Origin of the sequence: Caecibacteroides pullorum, from assembly GCF_019239235.1 — a bacterium.
GTDB lineage: Bacteria > Bacteroidota > Bacteroidia > Bacteroidales > Bacteroidaceae > Bacteroides > Bacteroides pullorum.
This window is the reverse complement of record NZ_JAAZTS010000011.1, coordinates 37,533-63,318: the sequence shown is the minus strand read 5'-3', so window position 1 is coordinate 63,318 and position 25,786 is coordinate 37,533. Positions and strand designations below refer to the sequence as shown.

At 43.4% G+C, this 25,786-nt stretch carries 16 protein-coding genes; 14 read left to right on the top strand and 2 right to left on the bottom strand.

What is annotated here, in order from left to right:
- Positions 1 to 9: 9 nt before the first annotated feature.
- The 4 genes from HF894_RS09050 (at position 10) to HF894_RS09035 (ending at position 7,160) form a co-directional block, all read left to right on the top strand.
- A complete protein-coding gene (locus HF894_RS09050; RefSeq protein WP_204971725.1) occupies positions 10 to 1,071 on the top strand; it encodes a hypothetical protein in 1,062 nt (353 codons plus the stop codon).
- A 130-nt stretch (positions 1,072 to 1,201) separates the two neighbouring features.
- Entirely contained in the window at positions 1,202 to 2,695 is a 1,494-nt protein-coding gene (locus tag HF894_RS09045) for a type I restriction-modification system subunit M (protein ID WP_204971722.1), read from the top strand.
- A 1-nt stretch (position 2,696) separates the two neighbouring features.
- A complete protein-coding gene (locus HF894_RS09040; protein ID WP_204971720.1) occupies positions 2,697 to 3,830 on the top strand; it encodes a restriction endonuclease subunit S in 1,134 nt (377 codons plus the stop codon).
- 12 nt (positions 3,831 to 3,842) lie between these two features.
- Positions 3,843 to 7,160 (top strand): DEAD/DEAH box helicase family protein, encoded by a 3,318-nt coding sequence (locus tag HF894_RS09035; RefSeq protein WP_204971718.1) that lies wholly within the window; start codon positions 3,843 to 3,845, stop codon positions 7,158 to 7,160.
- Positions 7,161 to 7,248: 88 nt separating this feature from the next.
- On the opposite strand, the gene HF894_RS09030 is transcribed toward HF894_RS09035, so the two are convergent.
- Positions 7,249 to 10,863: a DEAD/DEAH box helicase gene (locus HF894_RS09030; RefSeq protein ID WP_204971715.1), complete on the bottom strand. Its 3,615-nt coding sequence runs from the start codon at positions 10,861 to 10,863 to the stop codon at positions 7,249 to 7,251.
- 582 nt (positions 10,864 to 11,445) lie between these two features.
- Between HF894_RS09030 and miaA the strand changes: the two genes are divergently transcribed.
- The 6 genes from miaA (at position 11,446) to HF894_RS09000 (ending at position 19,316) form a co-directional block, all read left to right on the top strand.
- Positions 11,446 to 12,369, top strand: a complete 924-nt coding sequence (miaA, locus tag HF894_RS09025) for a tRNA (adenosine(37)-N6)-dimethylallyltransferase MiaA (RefSeq protein ID WP_204971714.1) — start codon at positions 11,446 to 11,448, stop codon at positions 12,367 to 12,369.
- Between the two features lie 72 nt (positions 12,370 to 12,441).
- On the top strand, positions 12,442 to 13,368 hold the full coding sequence (locus tag HF894_RS09020) for a diacylglycerol/lipid kinase family protein (RefSeq protein ID WP_021846541.1): 927 nt from the start codon (positions 12,442 to 12,444) through the stop codon (positions 13,366 to 13,368).
- A gap of 103 nt (positions 13,369 to 13,471) precedes the next feature.
- Complete coding sequence (locus HF894_RS09015; RefSeq protein WP_204971712.1) at positions 13,472 to 16,315, top strand: M16 family metallopeptidase; 2,844 nt, start codon at positions 13,472 to 13,474, stop codon at positions 16,313 to 16,315.
- A 128-nt stretch (positions 16,316 to 16,443) separates the two neighbouring features.
- Positions 16,444 to 17,940: a DUF5687 family protein gene (locus tag HF894_RS09010; protein ID WP_204971700.1), complete on the top strand. Its 1,497-nt coding sequence runs from the start codon at positions 16,444 to 16,446 to the stop codon at positions 17,938 to 17,940.
- 66 nt (positions 17,941 to 18,006) lie between these two features.
- Positions 18,007 to 18,810: an ABC transporter ATP-binding protein gene (locus HF894_RS09005; protein ID WP_204971699.1), complete on the top strand. Its 804-nt coding sequence runs from the start codon at positions 18,007 to 18,009 to the stop codon at positions 18,808 to 18,810.
- Positions 18,810 to 19,316, top strand: coding sequence for a C40 family peptidase (locus HF894_RS09000; RefSeq protein WP_204971698.1), 507 nt, complete (start codon positions 18,810 to 18,812; stop codon positions 19,314 to 19,316). The genes HF894_RS09005 and HF894_RS09000 overlap by 1 nt, the downstream gene beginning before the upstream one ends.
- 1 nt (position 19,317) lies before the next feature.
- On the opposite strand, the gene HF894_RS08995 is transcribed toward HF894_RS09000, so the two are convergent.
- Positions 19,318 to 20,319, bottom strand: a complete 1,002-nt coding sequence (locus tag HF894_RS08995; protein WP_204968935.1) for an N-acetylmuramoyl-L-alanine amidase family protein — start codon at positions 20,317 to 20,319, stop codon at positions 19,318 to 19,320.
- A gap of 112 nt (positions 20,320 to 20,431) precedes the next feature.
- On the opposite strand from HF894_RS08995, the gene HF894_RS08990 reads away from it, so the two are divergent.
- The 4 genes from HF894_RS08990 (at position 20,432) to HF894_RS08975 (ending at position 25,683) form a co-directional block, all read left to right on the top strand.
- Positions 20,432 to 21,712: an O-acetylhomoserine aminocarboxypropyltransferase/cysteine synthase family protein gene (locus HF894_RS08990; protein ID WP_204968936.1), complete on the top strand. Its 1,281-nt coding sequence runs from the start codon at positions 20,432 to 20,434 to the stop codon at positions 21,710 to 21,712.
- A 28-nt stretch (positions 21,713 to 21,740) separates the two neighbouring features.
- A complete protein-coding gene (locus HF894_RS08985) occupies positions 21,741 to 24,029 on the top strand; it encodes an NADP-dependent malic enzyme (RefSeq protein ID WP_075317812.1) in 2,289 nt (762 codons plus the stop codon).
- Entirely contained in the window at positions 24,026 to 24,199 is a 174-nt protein-coding gene (locus HF894_RS08980) for a hypothetical protein (RefSeq protein ID WP_111936063.1), read from the top strand. Before HF894_RS08985 ends, HF894_RS08980 begins: the two co-directional genes overlap by 4 nt.
- Positions 24,200 to 24,345: 146 nt before the next feature.
- Complete coding sequence (locus HF894_RS08975) at positions 24,346 to 25,683, top strand: NADP-specific glutamate dehydrogenase (RefSeq protein ID WP_204971697.1); 1,338 nt, start codon at positions 24,346 to 24,348, stop codon at positions 25,681 to 25,683.
- Positions 25,684 to 25,786: the final 103 nt, after the last annotated feature.

Here is a 25,786-nt window from a genome sequence, read left to right as displayed (position 1 = left end):
AAATAGCGAATGATGATAACGAAAGAAGATTTATACAGTATAGCCGGCGTTTCAAGTACAATGCTTGACAATGGTATGGAGTGTATTACCCTGAATGGTGATGTTACAGACAGTTTGCCATCTCAACTCAAACTATATGGACTGACTTTAAAAGATTGCTTTTCACTTAAATCATTACCAGAGGATCTGGACATCAAATTTCTTTCCATACAGCAATGCCCCAACATAGTCCGTTTGCCGGAATCGCTTCAACTGGAGCAATTATATCTATTCCAGTCGGAAATAGACACTTTACCCGTTCATTCATCTTGCTGGAAAGAATTAGTATTGATAGATTGTCCCAATATAAAGAAAATTCCAGATGCCTGTACGGTCTTTGCAGGAGATTTATTCCTGGAGGGCTGTAAGAATCTTGAATCACTTCCCGACATTAAGTCCGTTTATGGCAATCTGAATATAGCAAAGACAGCCATACGTCAATTGCCGGAAAACATCATCATAGGAAATGATTTGGAAGCATATTGCAGCGACATAGAAACGTTGCCGAAAAATATCCGCATTGGCGGAAATATATATTTATCCAATTGTAAGAATCTGAAATCTTTGCCTGAGGGTCTGGTCGTCAATGGAGATCTGGACTTGAGTGAGTCGGGCCTGACAGAACTTCCTGACAAATTGATCGTTGGCGGAAATATAGATATCAGGTCCACCCCTATTCAAGAACTTCCCGACAACCTGATTGTAGGAGGAAAGATTATGATGGATGAAAATCAGGCAAACGCTTCGAATGTAAAAACAGAGCTTCCGGCCGACCTACCCCATCTAATTTGGAAGGACAGCGGATACATGTATGTCAAGGACAATTTGTATAAAGTGATTGAGTTGCACGACGATTATTGGATTGTTATTTCACCAATCCTCGACGTGTATCGGGAGATAACTGACTCTGATAGCATAGATAGTGAATACCAGTTTTATGTAGTGAAAAACGGTACGCATTATGGCATTGGAAATAGTTTGAAAGAGGTACAGGAGGATTTGAGTTCCACTATGCGGAAACGGAAGCAATAAAACAAAGAACTCTCATTGAAGATTATATCAAGAAATAATATTGGTCGAATTATATCATTCAAATTTATTAGTAGAAAACAGACAGACCTTATAATTATTTTATAATTTTGTTTCATTAAAAACAACAGCTATGATTACTGGAGAAATTAAGACTCAGATAGACAATATTTGGGATACTTTCTGGACTGGAGGTATCACAAATTCTATAACAATCCTTGAACAGATGACTTATCTGTTCTTTATGAAAATGCTAGACGATGCACAGTTGGTAAAAGAGGCGAATGCTGCCCTTCTAGGTGTAAGGGTCAAAGACCCTGTTTTTGGTGAAGGCTCATGGCATAATCCTGAAACAGATAAGGATGTACCCTTCGAATCTTTACGATGGTCAGTATTCAAGAACTATGATGCTACCAGAATGTATAATACAATCAGGAATGATGTATTTCCATTTATAAAGAACCTCAATAGCGGTAAGTCTTCTGCCTATAGCCGCTTTATGGAGAATGCTGTATTCCTGATTCAGAATGAGAGAACTCTCACCAAGGTAGTGGATGGTGTAGAAGGACTTGATATGAATAACCGTGACACCATGGGAGATACTTATGAATATATCCTTGGTAAAATGGCTGCTTCAGGTACAAATGGTCAGTTCAGAACTCCGAGACATATTATCAGAATGATGGTTGAACTTATGGAACCAACTCTGAAAGATACGATATGTGACCCTGCCATGGGTAGTGCTGGCTTTATTGTCGAGAGTGCGAAGTATATTACAGAAAACTATAAGGATGAACTTGTAAAGAAGGAGAATCAGGAACATTACAAAACTACAATGTTCAATGGTTTTGATACTGATGCTACCATGTTAAGAATCGGTGCTATGAACTTAATGCTTCATGGTGTTGATGCCCCTAATGTGAAATATCAGGACAGTCTTTCTTCAAGTAATACGGATGAAAATAAATATACCCTTTGTCTTGCAAATCCTCCTTTTGCTGGTAGTATAGATTATGATGATACAAGCAAATCTCTTCTTGCTATTACTAAGACTAAGAAGACAGAGCTTTTGTTTGTTTCCCTGTTTACAAGAATACTGCAACTTGGGGGAAGATGTGCAAGTATTGTACCAGATGGTGTATTGTTCGGAAATTCAACGGCTCATAAGGCTATCAGAAAAGAACTGGTTGAAAAACATAGACTTCAAGCTGTTATATCTATGCCTTCAGGTGTATTCCAACCATATTCAGGAGTTTCTACTGCTATCCTTATCTTCACAAAGACAGGAGCAGGGGGAACAGATAAGGTTTGGTTCTATGATATGACTGCTGACGGATATTCTCTTGACCAGAAGAGAAATGTAGTTGAAGAAAATGATATCCCTGACATTATAGCAAGATTCAAGAACTTAGAGGCAGAAGAAAGCAGAACAAGAAAGGATAAATCATTCTTGGTTCCTGTTGAGGAAATTAGGGATAATGACTATGACCTTTCTATCAACAAGTACAAGGAGATAGAACGTGTTAAGGTGGAGTATGATGCCCCAGAAGTTATCTTTGAGAGAATAGAAAAGCTACAGTCTGAAATTAATGAAGCCATGACAGAGTTTCGTTCTAAATTTATGTAGTATGAGGAAGGATTGGGAAGTTAAGAAGTTGGGTGATGTTGCGACATATATTAATGGCTATGCTTTTAAGCCTAATCAATGGAGCGATACAGGAATACCAATTATTCGCATTCAGAATTTGAATGATGATGATGCTCAATATAATTATTGTAATAATGATAATATACCGAGTAAATATTTGGTAAATAATGGGGATATTCTTATATCCTGGTCTGCCAGCTTGGGTGTTTATGAATGGTTGAAAAATACAGCTTATCTTAATCAGCATATATTTAAAGTTGTTTTTGATAAATTGGAGATAAGCAAATACTATTTCAAGTATGCAGTGAGTAGTAAAATTGACCATATGGTTAGAAATGCTCATGGTGCAACTATGAAACATATAGTAAAAAAGGATTTTGATAATACTAAAATATATTATCCCCCTCTCCAAACCCAAGGACAAATCGTGGAAGAGCTTAACTGTCTTACCTCTATCATTGAGAAACAGAAAAAACAGCTTAATGAACTGGATAATCTGGCACAGTCCATTTTCTATGATATGTTTGGAGATCCGATAGAGAATGAAAAGGGGTGGAATGTGAAGAAACTTGGTGATATATGTAAGACAAGCTCTGGCGGAACACCACCTAAGAGTGTTAAGGAATATTTTAGTGGTAATATATTATGGTTAAGAAGTGGAGAAATTAAAGATATGTATTTATACGATACCGAAATTAAAATATCCGATTCTGCTTTAAATAATTCAAATGCTAAGATTTTTCCTGTTAATACAGTAGTGATAGCTATGTATGGTGCTACTGTTGGACAAGTTGGTATTATAAAGAATGAAATGGCTACAAATCAAGCTGTATGCGGTATTTTTATAAACGACAAAGTCTTGTCAGAAATATATTTATATTATAACCTGAAGGAACATAGGAATGTTTTTTTATCTGCTGCTATAGGAGGTGGACAACCTAACATATCACAAAGTATTATACGTAATACATTTATAACTCTTCCACCTCTCTCTCTCCAACAAGAGTTTGCATCAAAGATAGAAGCAATAGAAAAGCAGAAGGAGCTTATAAAAAAATCCATAAAAGAAACGGAAGACCTGTTCAATAGTAGAATGGATTATTACTTTAACTAAGAAAAACAAGATATGAGCAATTTTGATTACCTTAAAGATATAGAAGCCTTGAGTAACTTATACAGGTTTTGTAAGGTTGCTGAAGATACCCAGAAAACAGACCGCAATAATTCTGCAATAAATTGTAGAAGAGGTCTGGAATGGATTGTAAAAGCTATATACAAGCTTAAAGGTATAGAACTTAAGAAAACCGACACTCTTTATGAACTAATGACCGGACAACCTTTTACGGATTTCATAGAGAATGACAGGATTATGATGGCTGCTCACTATATCCGAAAGGTTGGTAATAAAAGTGCTCATACAGGAAATGTGAAGGGTGGAGAATCATTCTTTGCTCTTCTTAATCTTTACAATGTTGTAGGTTTCATCCTTCTTAGGTTGGGGATACTGAAAGAACTAGCACCATTCAATAGAGACCTCATACCGGACAAACATGAACTCTTTGTTTCCACTCCGACCGAAACAGAGATCCCAGATAAGATAATAGAGGATATTGCTCCAGAGAAAGTAAGTAATCCTGTTGATGTAAACATGGAATCTTCTTTGTCTGAGGCTGAAACAAGAAAATACTTCATAGATATAATGCTTGAAGAAGCTGGCTGGGAAGTATTGGATAAGAAAGGTGCTATAGTTTCAAGTAAAGCATGTATAGAAACAGAGGTTCAGGGAATGCCAAACTCTCAGAACAAAGGATATGTGGATTATGTACTTTTCGGTAATAATGGTAAACCGCTTGCTGTGATTGAAGCCAAGAGGACTACAAAAGATCCGAAAGTAGGAAGACAACAGGCGATTCTTTATGCCGGATGTCTTGAAAAACAATATGGTGTAAAACCAGTCATCTACTATTCCAACGGTTATAAGACTTTCATTATTGACGGTCTTGGTTATCCTGACAGGGAACTTCTTGGATTTCATACAGAGAGTGAACTGGAACTTCTTATTCAGAGAAGAGGAAGAGGTAAAATAACAGACCTCTCGGTAAATGAGAATATAACCGACCGTGAATATCAGAAACGAGGGATAAAGGCTATATGCGAACACTTCAATACCTTCCATCGAAAAGGTTTGCTTGTCATGGCCACCGGAACAGGAAAGACAAGAGTTTCCATATCACTTTCTGATGTCCTGATGAAGAATGGATGGGTAAAGAATATCCTTTTCTTGGCAGACAGAACAGCTTTGGTTAATCAGGCTGCTAAGAACTATACCAAACTCCTTCCTTCAGCTACAGTCACAGTACTTAGTGAGAATAAGGAGCCAGACATGAATGCTCGTATCATGTTCAGTACTTACCAAACTATGATAAACTACATCGATACGGAATCAAAACTGTTTTCTATAGGACGTTTTGACCTTATCATCATAGACGAAGCACACCGTTCTATTTTTGGTAAATATACGGCTATCTTTGACTACTTTGATTCTCTTCTTGTTGGTCTGACTGCAACACCGAGAGATCAGGTTGATAAAAGTACATACGATGTCTTTGACCTTGAAACCGGAGAACCCAATTTCTCGTATGAACTTAAGGAAGCAGTAAATGATGGTTTCCTTGTGGATTATACTACTATTTCCAGAACCACACAAAGACTTAGGGAAGGCATCAAATATAACAGTCTGTCTAATGAGGAAAAAAAGCAGCTGGAAGAAGTCTGGGAATATGAGAAAGCAAAAAATGACCTTAATCCAGACTCAGATTATCATCGGGATATAAACAGCAATGAGATTTTCAAATATATCTTTAACATAGATACCATTGATAAGGTGCTTCAAGATCTTATGAATAATGGTCTGAAGGTACAAAGTGGAGATGTTATAGGTAAAACCATAATCTTTGCCTATAACCATAAACATGCCATTCAGATAGTGAAAAGATTTAATGTTTTATATCCTGAACTTGGTCCGGACTTCTGTGTACTCATAGATAATACAGTAAACTACTCACAGACCCTGATAAACTGCTTTGAGGAAAGGAACAAAATGCCTCAGATTGCGGTCAGTGTAGATATGCTTGACACTGGCATCGATGTTCCTGATATACTCAACCTTGTGTTTTTCAAGAAAGTTTATTCTTATATCAAGTTCTGGCAGATGATAGGTAGAGGAACAAGACTGAGTAAGGATATTTTCGACATCGGTGAGGATAAGAAAACCTTCTATATTTTCGACTGGTGCGGAAACTTTGAATACTTTGACGAGAATCCAAGAGGAAACGAAGCCCTACCACAGGTTACGTTATCTGAAAAACTCTTTGGACTGAGGGTTGATATAGCTTTCGCTCTCCAACATGTCAACTATCAAAGTGACGAGGGGGCAAAGAAACTTCATGATGAAATAAAGGATATTCTCATTTCTCAAGTTGGCAAATTGAATACGAAGCATATATCTGTCAGACAAAATATTGATGTGGTGGATAAATTCATGAAAAAAGAGAATTGGATAGTTCTTTCTGCTACTGATGTATTGGACTTGAAGGATAAAGTAGCTCCTCTTGTTATACCTGAAAAAGACAATGAAACTGCCAAAAAGTTTGATGCCATCATGCTCTATATTCAGTTATCTATGCTTGATTCTACAATAAATGCAGGTAATTATATAAGAAAGGTTCAAAATATATGTATCAGTCTTCAGGAGAAAGCTGCCATACCACAAGTTCAGGTTAAGATGGATCTGATTAAAGAAATTTCTGTACCTGCTTTCTGGAATGATATTACCTTAAACAGACTTGAATACGTCCGAAAGGAAATAAGAGACCTGGTACAATTTATCATCGATAGTGAAAGCCGTGATTTTATATTGAATATAAAGGATATAATAGAAGAAAAATCTTCTGTTAATATCCAACCATACAGAGCCTCTTATAAACAAAGAGTAGAGGAGTTTTTAAACCAGAATGCTGAATTACCCGTACTCGTTAAAATAAGGAATATTGAACAGCTCAACCAAAAAGACATTAGTGAATTGGAGAGAATATTGTGGACTGATCTTGGCACTGAAGATGAATACATAAACTATCTACAGAACTGCAAAATGTCATTCAATAGAAATGTAGCAGCCTTTATACGCTCCCAAATTGGTATAGACAGGAAAGCTGCAATGGCGAAACTGTCACAGTTCTTTTCAGATAACAACTTTACTTCACTACAGGAGGAATACCTGAAAACTATTATTACCTATGTTTCTGACCATGGCGATATCAGCTTTGAAACTCTTGTTAATGAACCTCCATTCGATGAATTTGAATGGTCCGACGTTTTTGGACAGGATTTCATAGGTGTTAAGAAATATGTGGAGGATCTACATGATGCTATTATTGTAGCTTAAGGTATATGTCTTTAATATCCTGATAAAACAACAACAAAATTCAGGTCTGTTATTTTTTGGTTACCACCAATAACAGACCTGAACTTTATCATGCTATCATCGCTTTATGCAATTTGGTCAGAGCTTTAGGAGCCTTTTTATCTACAGCCATAAATAACAGCAACTGGTCCTTATAGCTAAGTGTAACTCTATCTGAATTCTTCTTCCACCACTTATAAAACTTGACAGGGTCATCATTGTAAGGAACGGAGGCTTGCACTCGTCCATCATATCCCGGATAGTCAATAAGTAACTTCAGTCCCATAAAATCTCTGTAATATGCAAAATGACAGTTTTGCAATCTCGACATAAGAACCTTATAATATGATTTGTCTATCATCAACTCATATTCCACCACAGTCCTATGCAATGACACAGGATTCTCTGTTATCCACTTCTTAATCTTCATTGTCTTGTTACCGATTGTAAGAAGACTGTCTGGCATATAATATCCTCCTTTTCTCGGTAAAAAACCGTCTATTATCGAATTATTATTCGGCGATACGACATTCTCTCCATCTGCTACTATTGCGTTTTCTTCCAAATACGAGAGGATATCTATGTGATTCTGCGTACCTCCAGGATAACGTTCTATAAGTTCCTCGTATGATGCACCCAAGAAGAAATCCTCTATAAAATCCCATCTTCGTTCATTACTCAGATAGTTAAGGAAAAAATGCTCATATATATCACAACTTGTTTTATGTCTGTTCTTAACACCCTCAAGAATGAAATTAGTGTAAATCTTACTTTCAGAATCTTTTTTTATCCTCCGTGGATCGTTTATACGAACGAAGATTTTAGGTTCATCACCGCCTTGTGTTTCAAAACTGCCTATTCCGAGTATCTCAATCAATGAACCGAGTCTGATATGGTTTTTAAGCATAACTTCACCAGCAGAAACATATCTGATTGCCCTTTTCGATGCATTCTCATCAAACATAGAGGTTAGAATCTTGATTAATGTGGCAAATTGAGATTCATAGTTTGTCGAAAACACCTGATATTCTTCGTTGAACCCGACAACCCTTCTCTGCAGGAAAGAGTCGGCTTCCAATGTATTGCAACCGATAAGTCTTCCCGAATATGTTGATAGAATAAATGATATTATTTTGTCTATGTCATATTTTGAGAGCAAAAGAGACTTTACTATACTTCTGAATTCCTGCTCTGTAAAGAATCCACCTCTTTGTCTTAACTGGACAAAAGCTGCTTTAATAGCAGAAATAACTTCATTTATCGTATTGAGCACAACAGTAAACTCTGTGTTGATCCTGTGCGTTACTTTTATAAGAGGAGATAGGCTTATTCCTTCCGATTCAAGAAACCTCTTATTATAAAAATCTCTTTTTATCTGAGGGAAACTGTATTCGTTAAAATGTGACGACCAGATTTTATCGAGGTTCAGCTCAATATTGTATGAATCTGTCTTTTCAGATCTACTTATCACACTGAAACAATCTCCATATCTCTCTTTAAGTCTCTGTATTCCGACCTCGTTTGTACGTGCATAGACGCAGGTAAACACCCTTTTGGGCCTTGCTATCAAAACATTAAAACGTGTTTTAAGCAGATAGTCCTTCTCTATCATCATCAATGCGGTAGAAACCTTTTGATCAAGTCCGTCGCCTGTTTCAAAAATATATCCAAAGTCATTTGAAGACAAAAGCATATTTCTTTTTCTACCGTTTGTCATAAAATGACGCATTATTTTTTTGAGAACCTCCTGCAACTGAAAAGTCTTTATGGAAGACATGCCAAATAACTGCTTGCTATACCTCAGATCAGAAGGTGAAAATGTTAGTGCTGCGTATCCCTTCATCCCTTTTTTACGAGCGACACGCCCTATCTCCTGTACATAGTCCGGTAACAAACCGGAAGGGGCATGATGATATACAACCTGAATATCCGGAATATCCACCCCCATCCCAAAAGCTTTGGTTGCAACCATTACTTTAGCCTGATTATTCTTAAATCTCTCATAGGCAGCTCTCTGGTTGTCATTTATCATTGAGCCATGAAACGAAACTACCCCATCAATCCCCATCTCAGCTACCTTATCTTCTATCTTAGCTATATGACGTGTATAGGGAGCATAGACAATTGTCTTCAAATCAAGCTTACGAACTCCTTTTATGAAATTACCAGTTTCTTCAATCTTGTTATTCTCGAATGAACCATCTCTATAATTGTCATGAGTGTCAATCACAAATTCTATATCTGTCCTACGAACCTCACCTATGAATTTATGCGGGTCATGCATGTTTAACGAGTTTATACTGTCAAACACCATATCATTAACACCGCCATATACTGCAGTAGCCGTTAATGCGACCAAAGGGAATGAGGAAGCTGAATACTTGCGAATCTTATTCAGATAATTTCCAAGAAACCAATAATCTACTCTAAAGTCCCTGCCCCATGTAGTGATAAGATGAGCTTCGTCTATGATAAGAAGGCCTAATCTTCTATCTCCAATAAAATAACTCAATGCGTATGAGAGTAATAATTCCGGTGATAAATATAAGATATCTATTTCCCTCCTTTTGCACCTGTCTATAATCCTGTCACGATCCATCAGATTAAGATCGCTGTTGATAAACTCTACCCTTGAATACTCTCTTTCATTCTTCAGATTCATAACCTGATCATTCATAAGAGCCTTGAGTGGGGATACAACGATAGTTACATCTCCCTGTTCTGCTGCATAGAATGCAGGTATCTGAAAAATAAGTGACTTACCAGCCCCGGTTGGTGCGGTGATGAATATGTCACGAGGTATATTACCACTTTTTGCTGTCTTGTACTCATTAATGATGGTATCTATTATAAGCCCCTGTGATATAGGCATTGTAGCTTTTCCCATCTCTGGATTTTCATACACATTTATATTGCGGAACGATGCAGACTCTCCCCAATATTTTTTCAATAAAGTAATCGCTTCATTAGACGGAGCATAGTCCTTAGTAACATTCTCCAATGATGCTCTATATATACCTCCACCATAAACTGATAATAGAGCATTCAGATACTCCATATTTCTTTCTATAGCGGTGCCCAACACATTCTTGGCTGAAAGTTTTACCACCATTCTTTTTTTGAAATTGGATGTCCTGATACATTCATTGACAAAGAAATCCAATGAATAAGGATTGGATGCAATATCTATCACTTCTTCACTTGAATACGAATAGGGTGAAGGATCAAGCTTTTTCACTTCTGTAAAAAAGGGAACGGTCATATTTTCTTCATCAAATCCTTTCAAAGAATAGAAATAATTCTCTCCAATCTTAAACTGTTCCGCATGATATACTGGCATTTCGTCTGAACGGACCTCCAATCCATCGCCAGAATTCTCTTCCATATATAACTCTTTTGAGATGGGCAATAATGAACGCAGATTGTCATAAACCACAACCAATCTATCCTTATACAAGTCTGGGTTTAGGTATTCTATCAGATATGAATATTGCTGATGTGATAAAATACAAAAATCCGTTGATTGCGATAATTTTATAAATACTTTTGTAAACCATTTCTCGTTGAATAACGATGTATTCCCTTCCTTATCAAAGGTTTCAACATGCACAATGTTGTCTTTATAGGGAGTGAAATCCACATAAGGTGTTAAACCTACGAATACAAAAATAGGACGTTCAATCACATTCCGTTTTTCATTGATAATAGATTCCAGTCTATTCGCAAAAGGAGTTAGCATAAGCAAATAAAATTAGTTACTAGATAAAATTATTATTTATGCTACAAAAATACATAGCAAGTATGCAAACTTTCTGCACATTTGAAAAAAATTAAGTGTTCATATCTATTACAATCTGATTATCTAAAACGCCACACACATACCTAAAGATGTGAAAGCAAACAAAACACATATTTCACCATAACAAGCTATATTCCAACGTTTTGAAATGAAGTGAAGGCGTGAAGGATAAAACAAAAACATAATTTTCACAAGAAGACGATGCTTTCTTCCCTTTAAAACATTGCTTTCACACCCGAAAAGCACTGCTTTCTACCATGAGGCACTTGGCTTCCGTAAAGTCCCTCTTTAGCACGCTAAAGTGGCACTTTACGACGCTAATGTAGGCAGTTGGAAACACCAAGCAGCCACTGTTTTTTCTCCAGTTGGGAAAAAAGTTTTTCTCAACTGGAGAAAAATAGAACCAGTCTTTCATTAGTATATTCCACAGAAAATCCGTAAGTTTGCCCGAACGTAAATTGCAAGTGTATGCCAAACTATGATTTAATCGCCATACTGGGTCCTACAGCTTCGGGAAAGACACCTTTTGCAGCAGCTCTGGCAGCTGAATTGAAAACGGAAATCATCAGTGCCGACTCCCGACAGGTGTACCGCGGCATGGATCTGGGTACAGGGAAGGACCTGGCCGACTACAACGTAAACGGACAAGCCATCCCCTACCACCTTATAGACATCGCCGAGCCGGGCTACAAGTACAACGTCTTCGAGTACCAGCGCGACTTCCTGACGGCTTACGAAGATATCCGCCACAGGGGTATGATACCCATCGCCTGCGGAGGGACGGGGCTCTATCTGGAAGCTGTGCTGAAAGGCTACCGCCTGCTGCCCGTACCCGAGAACCCTGAGCTGCGCGCCCGCCTGGCAGACAAATCGCTGGAAGAACTGACTGAACTGCTGAAAACCTACAAGACCTTGCACAACACAACGGACGTGGACACAGCCAAACGAGCCATCCGAGCCATCGAAATAGAAGAATACTACCTGCACACCCCCGTGGACGAGCGTTCGTTTCCACAGCTGAAAAGCCTTATCATCGGCGTGGACATCGACCGCGACCTGCGCCGCGAAAAGATAACCCGCCGCCTGAAGCAGCGACTGGACGAAGGTATGGTGGACGAAGTACGCCGCTTGCTGGAACGAGGTATCGCAGCAGAAGACCTCATCTATTACGGACTGGAATACAAATACCTGACCCTCTACGTCACCGGCCGGCTGACTTACGACGAGATGTTCCACGGACTGGAAACCGCCATCCATCAGTTTGCCAAGCGGCAAATGACATGGTTCAGAGGCATGGAACGGCGCGGCTTTACCATCCACTGGATGGACGCACGCCTGCCCATGGAAGAAAAGATTGCGTTTGTCAAAGGAAAACTCACAGAGAATTTGTAAATTTGCAAGTGACAACGGCAGAAAAGAGGCTTCCTTCCTCTCCCACTGCCAAACAATAAGGACAAAGAAGCTATGACGAAATCACCCGAAAAATGGGGGGTGATATACAACCCCAAAGCCGGCACACGCAAAGTGCAGAAACGGTGGAAAGAAATCAAGGAATACATGGACAGCCGAAACGTGGCTTATGACTACGTACAATCCGAAGGGTTCGGCTCGGTGGAACGTTTGGCCGGCATTCTGGCCAACAACGGTTACCATACCATCGTCATCGTGGGTGGCGACGGCGCCCTGAACGATGCCATCAACGGTATCATGAACTCCGATGCTCCCGACAAGGAAAACATCAGCCTGGGCATCATCCCCAACGGCATCGGCAATGACTTTGCCAACTACTGGGACATGAGCGATGACTATAAAGAGGCTGTAGACTGCATCATTCACGGGCGGCGCAGACGGATCGACGTAGGTACATGCTACTATTACGACGGACAGAAACACCTGACACGCTATTTCCTGAACGCCATCAACATTGGCCTGGGAGCACGCATCGTAAAGGTTACCGACCAGTGCAAACGATTCTGGGGCGTAAAGCCATTGTCATATTTCATGGCCTTGCTGTCGCTCATTTTCGAACGCAAGCTTCATCGCATGCATCTGAAGATAAACGGCGAACACATCCGCGGACGTATCATGACGGTTTGTATCGGCAGTGCACGTGGTTATGGACAAGTGCCGAGTGCCGTCCCCTACAACGGTTGGCTGGACGTTTCTGTCATCTACCGTCCCGAACTTCGCCAGCTGCTCAGTGGCCTGTGGATGCTGATACAAGGACGTATCCTGAACCACAAGGTAGTTCACCCCTATCGTACTCAACACGTCAAAGTGCTTCGTGCGCAGAATGCGGAAGTCGACCTGGACGGACGTATTCTTGACCGCCACTTCCCGCTGGAAATCGGTATCCTGCACGAAGCCATTACGCTGATTATACCCGAATAAGAGACGAATTACAAGCCGATAATCACTAAAAAAATCTCTCTGGCGTGTGACTTTCGGCCACCGCCTTCGACTGATACATACAGAAAAACTTAAAAATTGAGTTATGAGACATTTATTCAAGAAAACCATCCTGGCCGCAGTCATCGTCTGCGGTAACATGGGAATCCTTTTCGCCCAGCAGATGCCACCCGTCCCCATGGACGCACAGGTACGCGTGGGCAAGTTGGACAACGGACTGACCTATTACATCCGTCACAACGAAAAACCCGAAAACCGTGTTGAATTTCATATCGCACAGAAAGTAGGTTCTATCCTCGAAGAGCCACAACAACGCGGACTGGCACACTTCCTGGAGCACATGGCCTTCAACGGTACGAAAAACTTCCCCGGCGACGAACGTGGCCTGGGTATCGTACAATGGTGCGAAACGAAAGGTATCAAATTCGGTGTGAACCTCAACGCCTATACCTCGGTGGATGAAACTGTTTACCGCATCAGCAATGTCCCCAGTACAGATGCATCCGTAGTAGACTCCTGCCTGCTCATCCTGCACGACTGGAGCAACGCCATCCTGCTGGCCGACAAGGAGATAGACAAGGAACGCGGCGTCATCCGCGAAGAGTGGCGCAGCCGCAACAGCGGCATGCTCCGCCTCTACACCGAAGCGCAACCCGTCATCTACCCCGACTCCAAGTACAGCGACTGTATGCCCATCGGCAGCATCGACGTCATCAACAACTTCCCCTATCAGGACATCCGCGACTACTACGCCAAATGGTATCGTCCCGATCTGCAGGGTATCATCATCGTGGGTGACATTGACGTAGACCAGATGGAAGCCAAAATCAAGTCGGTATTTGCTGACGTGAAGAAGCCCGTCAACCCAGCCGAACGTGTCTACTATCCCGTACCCGATAATGCCGAACCCCTTATATATATAGGTAAGGACAAGGAGATAGACAGTCCGAGCATCGACATTTACTTCAAGCACGATGCCACGCCCGACTCCATCAAGGGTACTATGGCCTACCTGGTGCAGGACTACCTGATGAGCACCATCACCATGATGCTGAATGAGCGTCTGAGCGAACTGGCACAGAGCGCCAACCCGCCCTACGTAAATGCCGGCAGTTATTATGGCAACTTCTTCCTATCCAAGACCAAAGAAGCCTTCAACATCTCTGGTACGGCCAAAGACAACGGTCTGAAGGAAACTTTGACCGCTCTGCTGACGGAAGTAGAACGCATGCGCCGCTATGGATTCACGGAATCGGAATATGCACGTGCCCGTGCAAACATCCTGCAACGTATTGAGTCTTCCTATAACGAACGTGCCAACACGAAGAATGATTCGTACGTGAACGAGTGCATCCAGCACTTCCTCGACGCTGAGCCTATGCCAGGCATCGAATACGAATATACAGTCTTCAACCAGATAGCCCCCAACATCCCCGTGGCTCTGGTAAACCAGATTGTACAAAGCGAACTGATTCCTGACAACAACGAGGTGGTCATCATCTCCGCCCCCGACAAAGAAGGCGAAGTAATCCCCACTAAGGAAGAAGTGCTGGCACAGCTGAACGGCATGAAACAGCTCGACGTAAAACCCTACGAAGACAAGGTAAGCAACGAACCGCTGATGAAAGAAGCTCCCAAAGGCGGCAAGATCGTATCGGAAAAGGCTGACGCCATCTATGGCACAACGGAACTGACCCTGTCGAACGGTGTGAAGGTTTACGTGAAGAAGACAGACTTCAAGGCTGACGAAATCCGCATGAGCGCTTTCAGTCTGGGTGGAACAAGTCTGCTGCCCGACAGTGACAAGCTGAACTTCAACCAAGGCATTCTGAACGGCGTAATCTCTGCCGGCGGACTGGGTGACTTCAGCAACGTGGAACTGACGAAGATGCTGGCCGGCAAGAAAGTATCGGTAGACGCAGGTGTAGGCGGTACACAAGAATACGTACACGGCAACTGCTCACCCAAAGATTTTGAAACGATGATGCAGCTCACTTACCTGAGCTTCACAGCTCCACGCAAGGATATGGAAGCTTTTGCCTCTTTCAAGACACGTCTGAAAGCACAGCTGGAAAATGCAGCAGCCAACCCGCTGTCGAGCATCAACGACACCATCACCTCGATGATGTACGGCAACCATCCGCGCTATCTCTCGCTGAAGCCCGAACTGATCGACCAGATCGACTACGACCGCGTTCTGCAAATCTACAAGGAACGTTTCGCCAATGCAGGCGACTTCACCTTCTTCCTCGTTGGTAACATCGATCTGGAACAAATGAAGCCGCTCATCGAGCAATACCTCGGCGCTCTGCCCTCTACAGGTGCTAAAGAAACCGTACGCGACAACCACATGGACATCGCCAAGGGCATTCTGAACAAGACATATGCCAAAGAACAGCAAACACCGATGGCCACTGTCTTCATGCTCTACAGCGGTGACTGCAAATATGACCTGAAGAACAATCTGCTGATGAGCTTCCTGACACAGGCACTCGACATGGTTTACACGGAGGAAATCCGCGAAAAAGAAGGCGGTACATACGGCGTCAGCTGCTACGGAGGGCTGAACAAATACCCGACGGAAGACATGATGATGCAGATTGTATATCAGACAGACCCTGACAAATTCGAAAAGCTGAATTCCATCATCGATCGCGAAATGAAAGAAATGGCTACCGAAGGTCCGAGCGACGAACACATGCAGAAAATCAAGGAGTATATGCTGAAAAAGTATAACGACAACCAGAAAGAAAACAGCTACTGGGTAAACAATCTGAAAGAATATTTCTGCAACGGTGTGGACAATACCAAAGACTACGTAGAAACGATCAATGCCATCAGCAAAGCAGACGTACAAAAGTTTGCTGCCGACCTGCAAAAACAGGGCAACAAGATTACAGTGGTGATGACCGTACCCGACAAGAAGTAATATTAAAAGGAAAGCCCTACATAAAATAACAGGCACGGATGACACGGAAAGACAACGGAATGGCATAGCAAATCCGTAAAATCCGAGTTATCCGTGCCTTTTTTCATACCAAACATTTACATGCAATCATGAACTTGTTTCTCGAACTACGCCGACATGGCAAGCTGGCCGACAAACGCCATCCCATGTACGACAAAAACAAATTCGGCCGTTTTTGGATGTACCTCATGGCCGCCTTCTGGGCCGGGTATCTGATATTCTTCGGCACAACTTTTGCTTTTGCCCTGAGTGAAGAGTCGCGCGAGCCCTACCAGATCATCAACGGGGGACTCATCATCATCCTGGCGCTCGACTTCCTCATCCGTTTTCCTTTCCAAAAAACACCTACGCAGGAAATGAAACCCTACCTGTTGCTTCCCATTAAACGCAACAGGCTGATAGATTGTCTTCTACTTCGTTCTGGGCTGAGTACGTTCAACCTCTTCTGGCTGTTCTTCTTTGTACCGTTGGCTATCATCACCGTAACGCGTTTCTATGGCGTGACAGGCGTTGTTACCTACAGTATCGGCATCTGGCTGATGATGGTAATGAACAACTACTGGTTCTTGCTGTGTCGCACGTTGATGAACGAACGCATCTGGTGGACTTTCCTTCCGCTTGCCGTTTATGGCGCTATCGGTTGTGCCCTGTTCATTCCTGACGACAGCCCTTTGTTCGACTGGGCCGTAACATTAGGCGAAGGCTTCATTACAGGCAATGCATTCAGCTTTCTCAGCGTGATAGTCGTCATCATTGCTCTATGGTTCGTTAACCGCAAAGTGATGCAGGGGCTGGTGTACAGCGAACTAAACAAAGTAGAAGACACGACAGTGAAGGTGCGCAGCGTGTCGGAATACCGCTTCCTGGACCGCTACGGCGAAATAGGAGAATACATGCGCCTGGAGCTGAAGCTGCTGCTACGCAACAAAGTATGCAAAGCCTCACTACGTTCCATTGTTATCATCGTACTGATGTTCAGCGGTATCCTCAGCTTTTCGGATATCTACGACTCTGACGGCATGAAAAACTTCATCATGGTGTACAACTACGTCATCTTCGGCATCATGTTCCTGCTCAGTATCATGAGTTACGAAGGTAACTACATTGATGGACTGATGAGCCGCAAGGAATCTATCTACTCGCTGCTGCGTGCCAAGTACATCCTTTATAGCGTAGCTATTCTGATTCCCTTCCTGCTGATGACACCTGCTATGGTGACAGGCAAGCTGACCGTTGTCAGTTGCCTGGCTTGGGCACTGTTTACCGCCGGAGCCATCTATTTCTGCCTGTTCCAGTTGGCCGTATACAACAACCGCACGCTGGACTTGAACACCAAACTGACCAATCGCCAGAATATGGGAACAGGACTGCAGAACCTCATTTCGTTTGCAGCCTTCGGCTTACCTTTATTGCTAAATTTCGTTCTCAAAATATGGCTGGGCGAAAATACCACTAATATCATCCTGATTGTCGTAGGACTGGGCTTCATCCTCACCTCGCGCTTCTGGTTGAAAAATATCTATCATCGCTTCATGAAACGACGTTATAAAAACCTGGAAGGATTTCGTGATAGCCGACAGCGATAAAAGACAAATATCAGAAATATAAAATATTAATTACTAAATATTGAGCTTTACATTGTTCTTTACACTATGATACAGATTAACTCATTACAGAAATTATTCGGTGAAAAAAAAGCCGTCGACATAGAAAACTATACAATCAACCAGGGCGAAATGCTCGGGCTTGTGGGCAACAACGGCGCAGGAAAGACGACTCTCTTCCGCCTTATTCTGGACTTGCTGCAAGCCGACCGCGGCAACGTCTGCATTGACGGAACCGACGTCAGCAAGAGTGAAGACTGGAAAACCTTTACAGGTGCCTTCATCGACGACGGCTTCCTCATTGACTACCTGACACCCGAAGAATACTTCTACTTCATCGGCCGTATGTACGGGCTGAAAAAGGAAGAGGTAGACGAACGCCTCCTGCCCTTCGAACGTTTCATGAACGGCGAAGTAATGGGACAGAAGAAATTTATCCGCAACTACTCCATGGGCAACAAGCAGAAAATAGGCATCATCTCGGCTATGCTTCCCCATCCACGCCTACTCATTTTGGACGAACCGTTCAATTTCCTGGATCCCTCATCACAAGCCATCATCAAGCACTTGCTGAAACGCTACAATGAAGAGCATAACGCTACTGTTCTTATCTCAAGCCACAACCTGAACCACACGGTAGACATCTGCCCCCGCATCGCCCTGCTGGAACACGGCATCATCATCCGTGACATTGACAATGCCAACGGTTCAGCAGAAAAAGAACTGGAAGATTACTTCAACGTAGGTGTCAAAGAAGAAGAACTGGCCGAAGAAGAGGAGGTACAACCATTATCAACAACTGACGAACCGGAAGTACAAGAAGTACAAAAAGACGAGGAGGCGAAAGCATAATGAAATGCCTGCACAGACTATTACTCCCTGCAATACTGCTGCTCTGTCTAAGTGCCTGCCATACATCGACTCCTCGACTAGACTATCGGGCCTTAGCTCGTGCCTCAGTAAAGCTGGGTATAGACATCGGCCCCAAGGATAACCATCACCTGTATCTCACCGCCGCCGAATGGATAGGGACCCCCTACCGTAGCGGCGGGCACACTCAAAAAGGAACAGATTGCTCGGGTATGACTGGAGAAATCTATCGGAAAGTATACCATATGCGTCTTCCACGCAGCACCAGTGAGCAAATGAAAGCCTGCCGAAAAGTCTCGCGTCGGGAATTGAAAGAAGGTGATCTCGTATTCTTCCACAATGGAAAATCACGAAAAAAAGTTACCCACGTAGGCATCTATCTGAAAGACGGATACTTTGTACATGCTAGTACCAGCCGGGGAGTCATTGTCAGCCACCTTGACGAGGCCTATTACCGCCGCTGCTGGCTACGCGGCGGACGCCCCTGAATCATTTGCATTTCTTAAAATCAGCAATCAATCCCTCACGCATCCAATTGGCCAGTGCCTGACGGTTGTCACTGATGACAAAACGGCGCTGGTCAAAGCTATTCTGAATATTTCCCAACTCTACAAATAATGCAGGAGGAGTAGAATTAAGCAATACATAGAGATTACGACTGCTCACCGTCCCTTCGAAACCACGATTGGGTTGATGGCGGTCATACTTACGCTCGAACGTATTCTTCATGCCGCGAGCCAATTGCTCGCCATATTTGCTACCTGGAGCATGATAAAAAAATACATCGGTCTGAGCCCGCTTACTACGGCTATCCACATGGAGAAATACCGAACGACAATACTTGTATTTCTGTCGGTCTTTGCGATAGAGTTCATTGATTTTCACACAACGCTGTTTCAGACGTTCGACTTGATTGAGTGGAATAGGATCGCCCATACATGTCTCCCGTTTGCTATTCTTCAGATAATTATCATTACGGATACCGTCTTTCTTATCTTGGATGATAATATGTACTTCGGCACCTTCCTGCATCAGATTACGCGCCAAGCGCAGGGCTACATCATAGGCATACTCATCTTCATGCAACTCATGGCCATTCAGACGCCCTATAGCCCCTGGATCGGGACCACCATGTCCACTGACAATGTAAAAGCAAGCACCGTCCAAGCTACTGCCCGTCACATCGACATGCGAAAGTTTCTTGCCGAACAAGGGTTCCTTAATTTGCCGCTTTTTAGCAGTAACAGACTGTTTTCCTCCCTCTTTCAACGGAGGAAGCACATAACGTACTCCCAATATCAGTTCTTTCTTGCCTTTCAGTTTCTTTTCATTCAGCCGCAGGAATTCACGGTAATAAGCCTGTCCGGAACGATGATTACGCTGCAAAAATGAAGAGATTCCCTCGCCTCTGCGAGGAGTATCGGTGGTCTGCTGGGCCACTGCAGAAAGGGTGAATAGGGCCAATATCAAAGGAAGTAAAATATGTCTCATTCTATTAAATCCACTAAAAATCCGGTTTCAGCCGACAAATTTACAGTATTTTCCGTACTTTTGCGAGAAATAAGTGCATATAAATAACCCAAAACTATACAATTATTCGATTATGACCAAGCGATTCAAACCCGAAACCCTGTGCGTACAGGCCGGCTGGTCTCCCAAAAAAGGAGAACCCCGCGTACTCCCCATCTATCAGAGTACAACTTTCAAATACGATACCAGCGAACAGATGGCTCGCCTCTTCGACCTGGAAGACAGCGGATACTTTTATACCCGCCTTCAGAACCCTACAAATGATGCAGTAGCTGCTAAAATCGCAGCATTGGAAGGTGGCGTAGCTGCCATGCTGACTTCAAGTGGACAAGCTGCCAACTTCTATGCCGTCTTCAACATTTGCCAGGCAGGCGACCACTTTGTATGCTCATCATGTATTTATGGTGGGACATTCAATCTTTTCGGTGTAACAATGAAAAAGCTGGGCATTGACGTGACTTTCATCAATCCCGATGCATCGGAAGAAGAGATCTCTGCCGCTTTCCGCCCCAACACCAAGGCACTGTTTGGCGAAACCATTTCGAATCCCACACTCGAGGTTCTTGACATCGAAAAGTTTGCCCGCATTGCTCATAAACATGGAGTTCCTCTGATTGTAGACAACACCTTCCCTACCCCTATTAATTGCCGTCCGTTTGAATGGGGAGCCGACATCGTAGTACACTCCACAACGAAGTACATGGACGGACATGCCACAAGCGTAGGCGGATGTATCGTAGACAGCGGTAACTTCGACTGGGATGCCCATGCCGACAAATTCCCCGGTCTCTGCACTCCTGATGAATCATACCATGGACTGACCTATACAAAAGCTTTCGGTAAAATGGCCTACATAACCAAAGCTACAGCCCAATTAATGCGTGATTTAGGCAGCATCCAATCACCGCAGAACGCCTTTCTGCTAAACCTCGGACTGGAAACACTGCACCTGCGCATGCCACAACATTGCAAAAATGCGCAAGCCGTAGCCGAATACCTGTCTAAGAATAACAAAGTAGCGTGGGTAAACTACAGCGGCCTACCAGGTGATAAATATTATTCACTGGCACAAAAATACATGCCAAACGGATCATGTGGTGTGGTAACTTTTGGATTAAAAGGCGGACGCGACGTTGCTATCAAATTTATGGACTCACTAAAATTGGCAGCCATCGTTACCCATGTAGCCGACGCCCGCACCTGCGTACTCCATCCAGCCAGTCATACACACCGTCAATTAACAGACGAGCAACTGATGGAAGCCGGTGTACGTCCAGACCTTATCCGATTTTCTGTCGGTATCGAAAATGCCGAAGATATTATTGCTGACATCGAGCAAGCATTAAACGCATAGAATCATAGAACAAATACTAAAAACGAATATGGGAAAGATTACGAAAGAAGCCGCTTTGCTCTATCATTCAATGGGCAAACCGGGAAAAATTGAAGTGGTGCCCACCAAGCCTTATACCACACAAACCGACCTCTCGCTGGCTTATTCACCCGGCGTAGCCGAACCCTGTCTGGAAATAGAGAAAAATCCGCAGGATGCCTACAAATACACAGCCAAAGGAAATCTGGTAGCCGTTATTTCTAACGGTACTGCCGTACTCGGGCTGGGAGACATCGGCGCCCTGAGCGGTAAACCCGTAATGGAAGGCAAAGGATTGCTCTTCAAAATCTATGCAGGTATTGATGTATTCGACATCGAAGTAAATGAAAAGGACCCCGAGAAATTCATCCAAGCCGTAAAGGCTATTGCCCCTACTTTTGGAGGAATCAATCTGGAAGATATCAAGGCACCTGAATGCTTCGAAATAGAACGCCGACTGAAAGAAGAATTGGATATTCCCGTAATGCATGATGACCAGCACGGAACAGCCATCATCTCAAGTGCAGGACTGTTGAATGCACTCGAAGTAGCTGGCAAACGGATTGAAGACGTACGCATCGTAGTAAACGGTGCCGGAGCATCAGCCATTTCGTGCACCAAACTGTATGTTTCGTTAGGCGCCCGCCGCGAAAACATCCTGATGCTGGACAGCAAAGGAGTCATTACAAGCGATCGTGAAAATCTGACTGAACAAAAACGCTTCTTTGCTACGGACCGCCGCGATGTACACACACTGGAAGAAGCCATTAAAGGAGCCGACGTTTTCCTCGGTTTGTCCAAAGGCAATGTGCTAACACAGGACATGGTACGCTCGATGGCAGACCATCCTATCGTCTTCGCCCTGGCCAACCCCACACCGGAAATCTCTTACGAAGACGCTATGGCTGCCCGGCCTGATGTGCTGATGTCGACTGGCCGCTCAGACTATCCCAACCAGATCAACAACGTCATCGGCTTCCCCTACATTTTCCGTGGTGCATTGGACACACACGCCAGTGCTATCAACGAAGAAATGAAAATTGCTGCCGTACACGCTATTGCCGACCTGGCCAAGCAACCCGTACCCGACGTAGTAAACGAAGCCTACCATGTGAATAATTTCACTTTTGGTCCCGAATACTTCATCCCGAAACCCGTCGACCCACGTCTCATTACAGAAGTGTCGTGCGCCGTGGCCCGTGCCGCCATGGAGAGTGGAGTAGCCCGCAAGAATATCGAAGACTGGGATGCCTACTGCCTACAGTTGCGTGAACTGATGGGTTACGAAAGCAAACTCACCCGCCAGCTCTACGACACGGCACGCCGCAATCCACAACGCGTAGTTTTTGCAGAAGGTATCCACCCCAATATGTTGAAAGCTGCTGTTGAAGCTAAAGCCGAAGGTATCTGTCATCCTATTCTGCTGGGCAATGACGAAGCCATCATGAAACTGGCCAAGGAACTGGATCTCAGCCTAGAAGGTATTGAAATTGTCAACCTGCGTCACCCCGATGAAGCTCCGCGCCGTGAACGTTATGCCCGCATCCTGTCTGAAAAGCGTGCCCGCGAAGGTGCGACCTACGAGGAAGCTAACGATAAAATGTTCGAACGCAACTACTTCGGCATGATGATGGTCGAGACAGGTGAGGCAGATGCTTTCATCACCGGACTCTACACCAAATACAGCAACACCATCAAGGTAGCTAAGGAAGTAATCGGCATCCGTCCCGAATACAAACATTTCGGTACCATGCACATCCTCAATTCCAAGAAGGGTACCTACTTCCTGGCCGACACGCTCATCAACCGTCATCCCGACACGGATACGCTGATTGACATCGCCAAGTTGTCGGAACACACTGTACGTTTCTTCAACCATACTCCGGTGATGGCCATGCTGAGCTACTCCAACTTCGGTGCCGACACGGAAGGAAGTCCTGTCAAGGTACACGAGGCCGTAGACTACATGCAACAGCACTATCCCGAACTGGCTATCGATGGCGAAATGCAGGTGAACTTTGCCATGAATCGCGAAATGCGTGACAAAAAGTATCCTTTTACCCGTCTTTTTGGCAAGGATGTCAATACGTTGGTATTCCCCAACTTGAGTTCAGCCAATTCAGCATACAAACTACTGCAGGCAATGGATACAGACGCCGAACTCATCGGTCCGATACAAATGGGTCTGAACAAGCCTATCCACTTTACAGACTTCGAAAGTTCGGTACGTGACATTGTGAACATTACTGCCGTGGCTGTCATCGACGCCATTGTCGACAAAAAGAAAGCGAAACAATGAGAAAACCGCTTTCTAAATCACAAATAGTTTGCATCACGCTTCTTTGGGCGTTACTTTGCTACTATGTATTAGTATACAGCGAACGAATTGACGGTCCTGTCATCCTAATGATACTCATTTCGGCAGCATTGGTGTTCATTCCTGTCATCCAGTCACTGAAGAAGCGGTAAAAACATATCGTTTTTCTACTAAAAGCGAGATAAAACAAAAAAAATGACGTTTTATCTCGCTTTTTATTTATAAATTGTTTGCACTTATCATTTTTATATATACATTTGCAACCGCAAGTAATAAAACAACTAATAAAACAAAGATTATGAATGCAGCTAAGGTATTAGAAGATTTAAAAAGACGGTTTCCCAATGAACCTGAGTATCATCAAGCCGTAGAAGAGGTATTAGGTACAATCGAAGAAGAGTACAACAAACACCCCGAATTCGAGAAAGCTAACCTGATTGAACGTCTGTGTATTCCTGATCGTGTATACCAGTTCCGCGTCACTTGGGTTGATGATAAAGGCAACGTACAAACCAATATGGGCTACCGTGTACAACATAACAATGCCATCGGCCCGTACAAAGGTGGTATCCGTTTCCACTCATCTGTAAACCTGGGCATTCTGAAGTTCCTGGCTTTCGAGCAGACTTTCAAAAACTCACTGACTACCCTTCCGATGGGTGGTGGAAAAGGTGGTTCAGATTTCTCTCCGCGTGGCAAGAGCAATGCTGAAGTGATGCGTTTCTGCCAGGCTTTCATGCTGGAACTGTGGCGCCACATTGGTCCGGATGTAGATGTACCTGCTGGTGATATAGGTGTAGGTGGCCGTGAGGTTGGTTTTATGTTCGGCATGTATAAGAAGCTGACCCGCGAATTCAGTGGCGTGTTGACCGGTAAAGGCCGTGAATTTGGTGGTTCACTAATCCGTCCCGAAGCTACGGGTTATGGTAATGTATACTTCCTGATGGAAATGCTGAAGACCAAAGGAATGGATCTGAAAGGTAAGACAGTACTTATCTCAGGATCAGGTAACGTAGCCCAATATACAGCTGAAAAGGTATTGCAACTGGGCGGTAAGGTATTGACCATGTCCGACTCCGACGGTTACGTTTACGACCCCGAAGGTATCGACCGCGAAAAACTGGACTACATCATGGAACTGAAAAATCTGTACCGTGGTCGTATCCGTGAATATGCAGAACAATATCCTGGCGTGAAATACGTAGAAGGAGCTCGTCCTTGGGGTGAGAAAGCTGATATTGCACTTCCATCTGCCACGCAGAATGAAATCAACGGAGACGATGCCAAGAAGTTGATCGCCAATGGTGTGATTGCAGTATCCGAAGGAGCCAACATGCCTTCTACACCGGAAGCAATCCGCGTTTTCCAAGAAGCCAAGATCCTCTACGCTCCGGGTAAGGCTGCCAATGCAGGTGGTGTATCGGTATCGGGTCTCGAAATGACTCAGAACTCTGAACGCCTGTCATGGAGTGCTGAAGAGGTAGATGCAAAACTGCATTACATCATGGAAAACATCCACGAAAACTGCGTGAAGTATGGCACGGAACCCGACGGATACGTAAATTATGTAAAGGGTGCCAACATTGCCGGTTTCATGAAAGTGGCAAATGCCATGATGGCTCAAGGAATTGTATGATGCGAAATAAACAAGCCATAGTTACAACATACAACTTAAACAAGGAGAAAAGCGGGAGGCAGCGATGCCTTCCGCTTTTTCTTTATACAATATTCCATCCTAT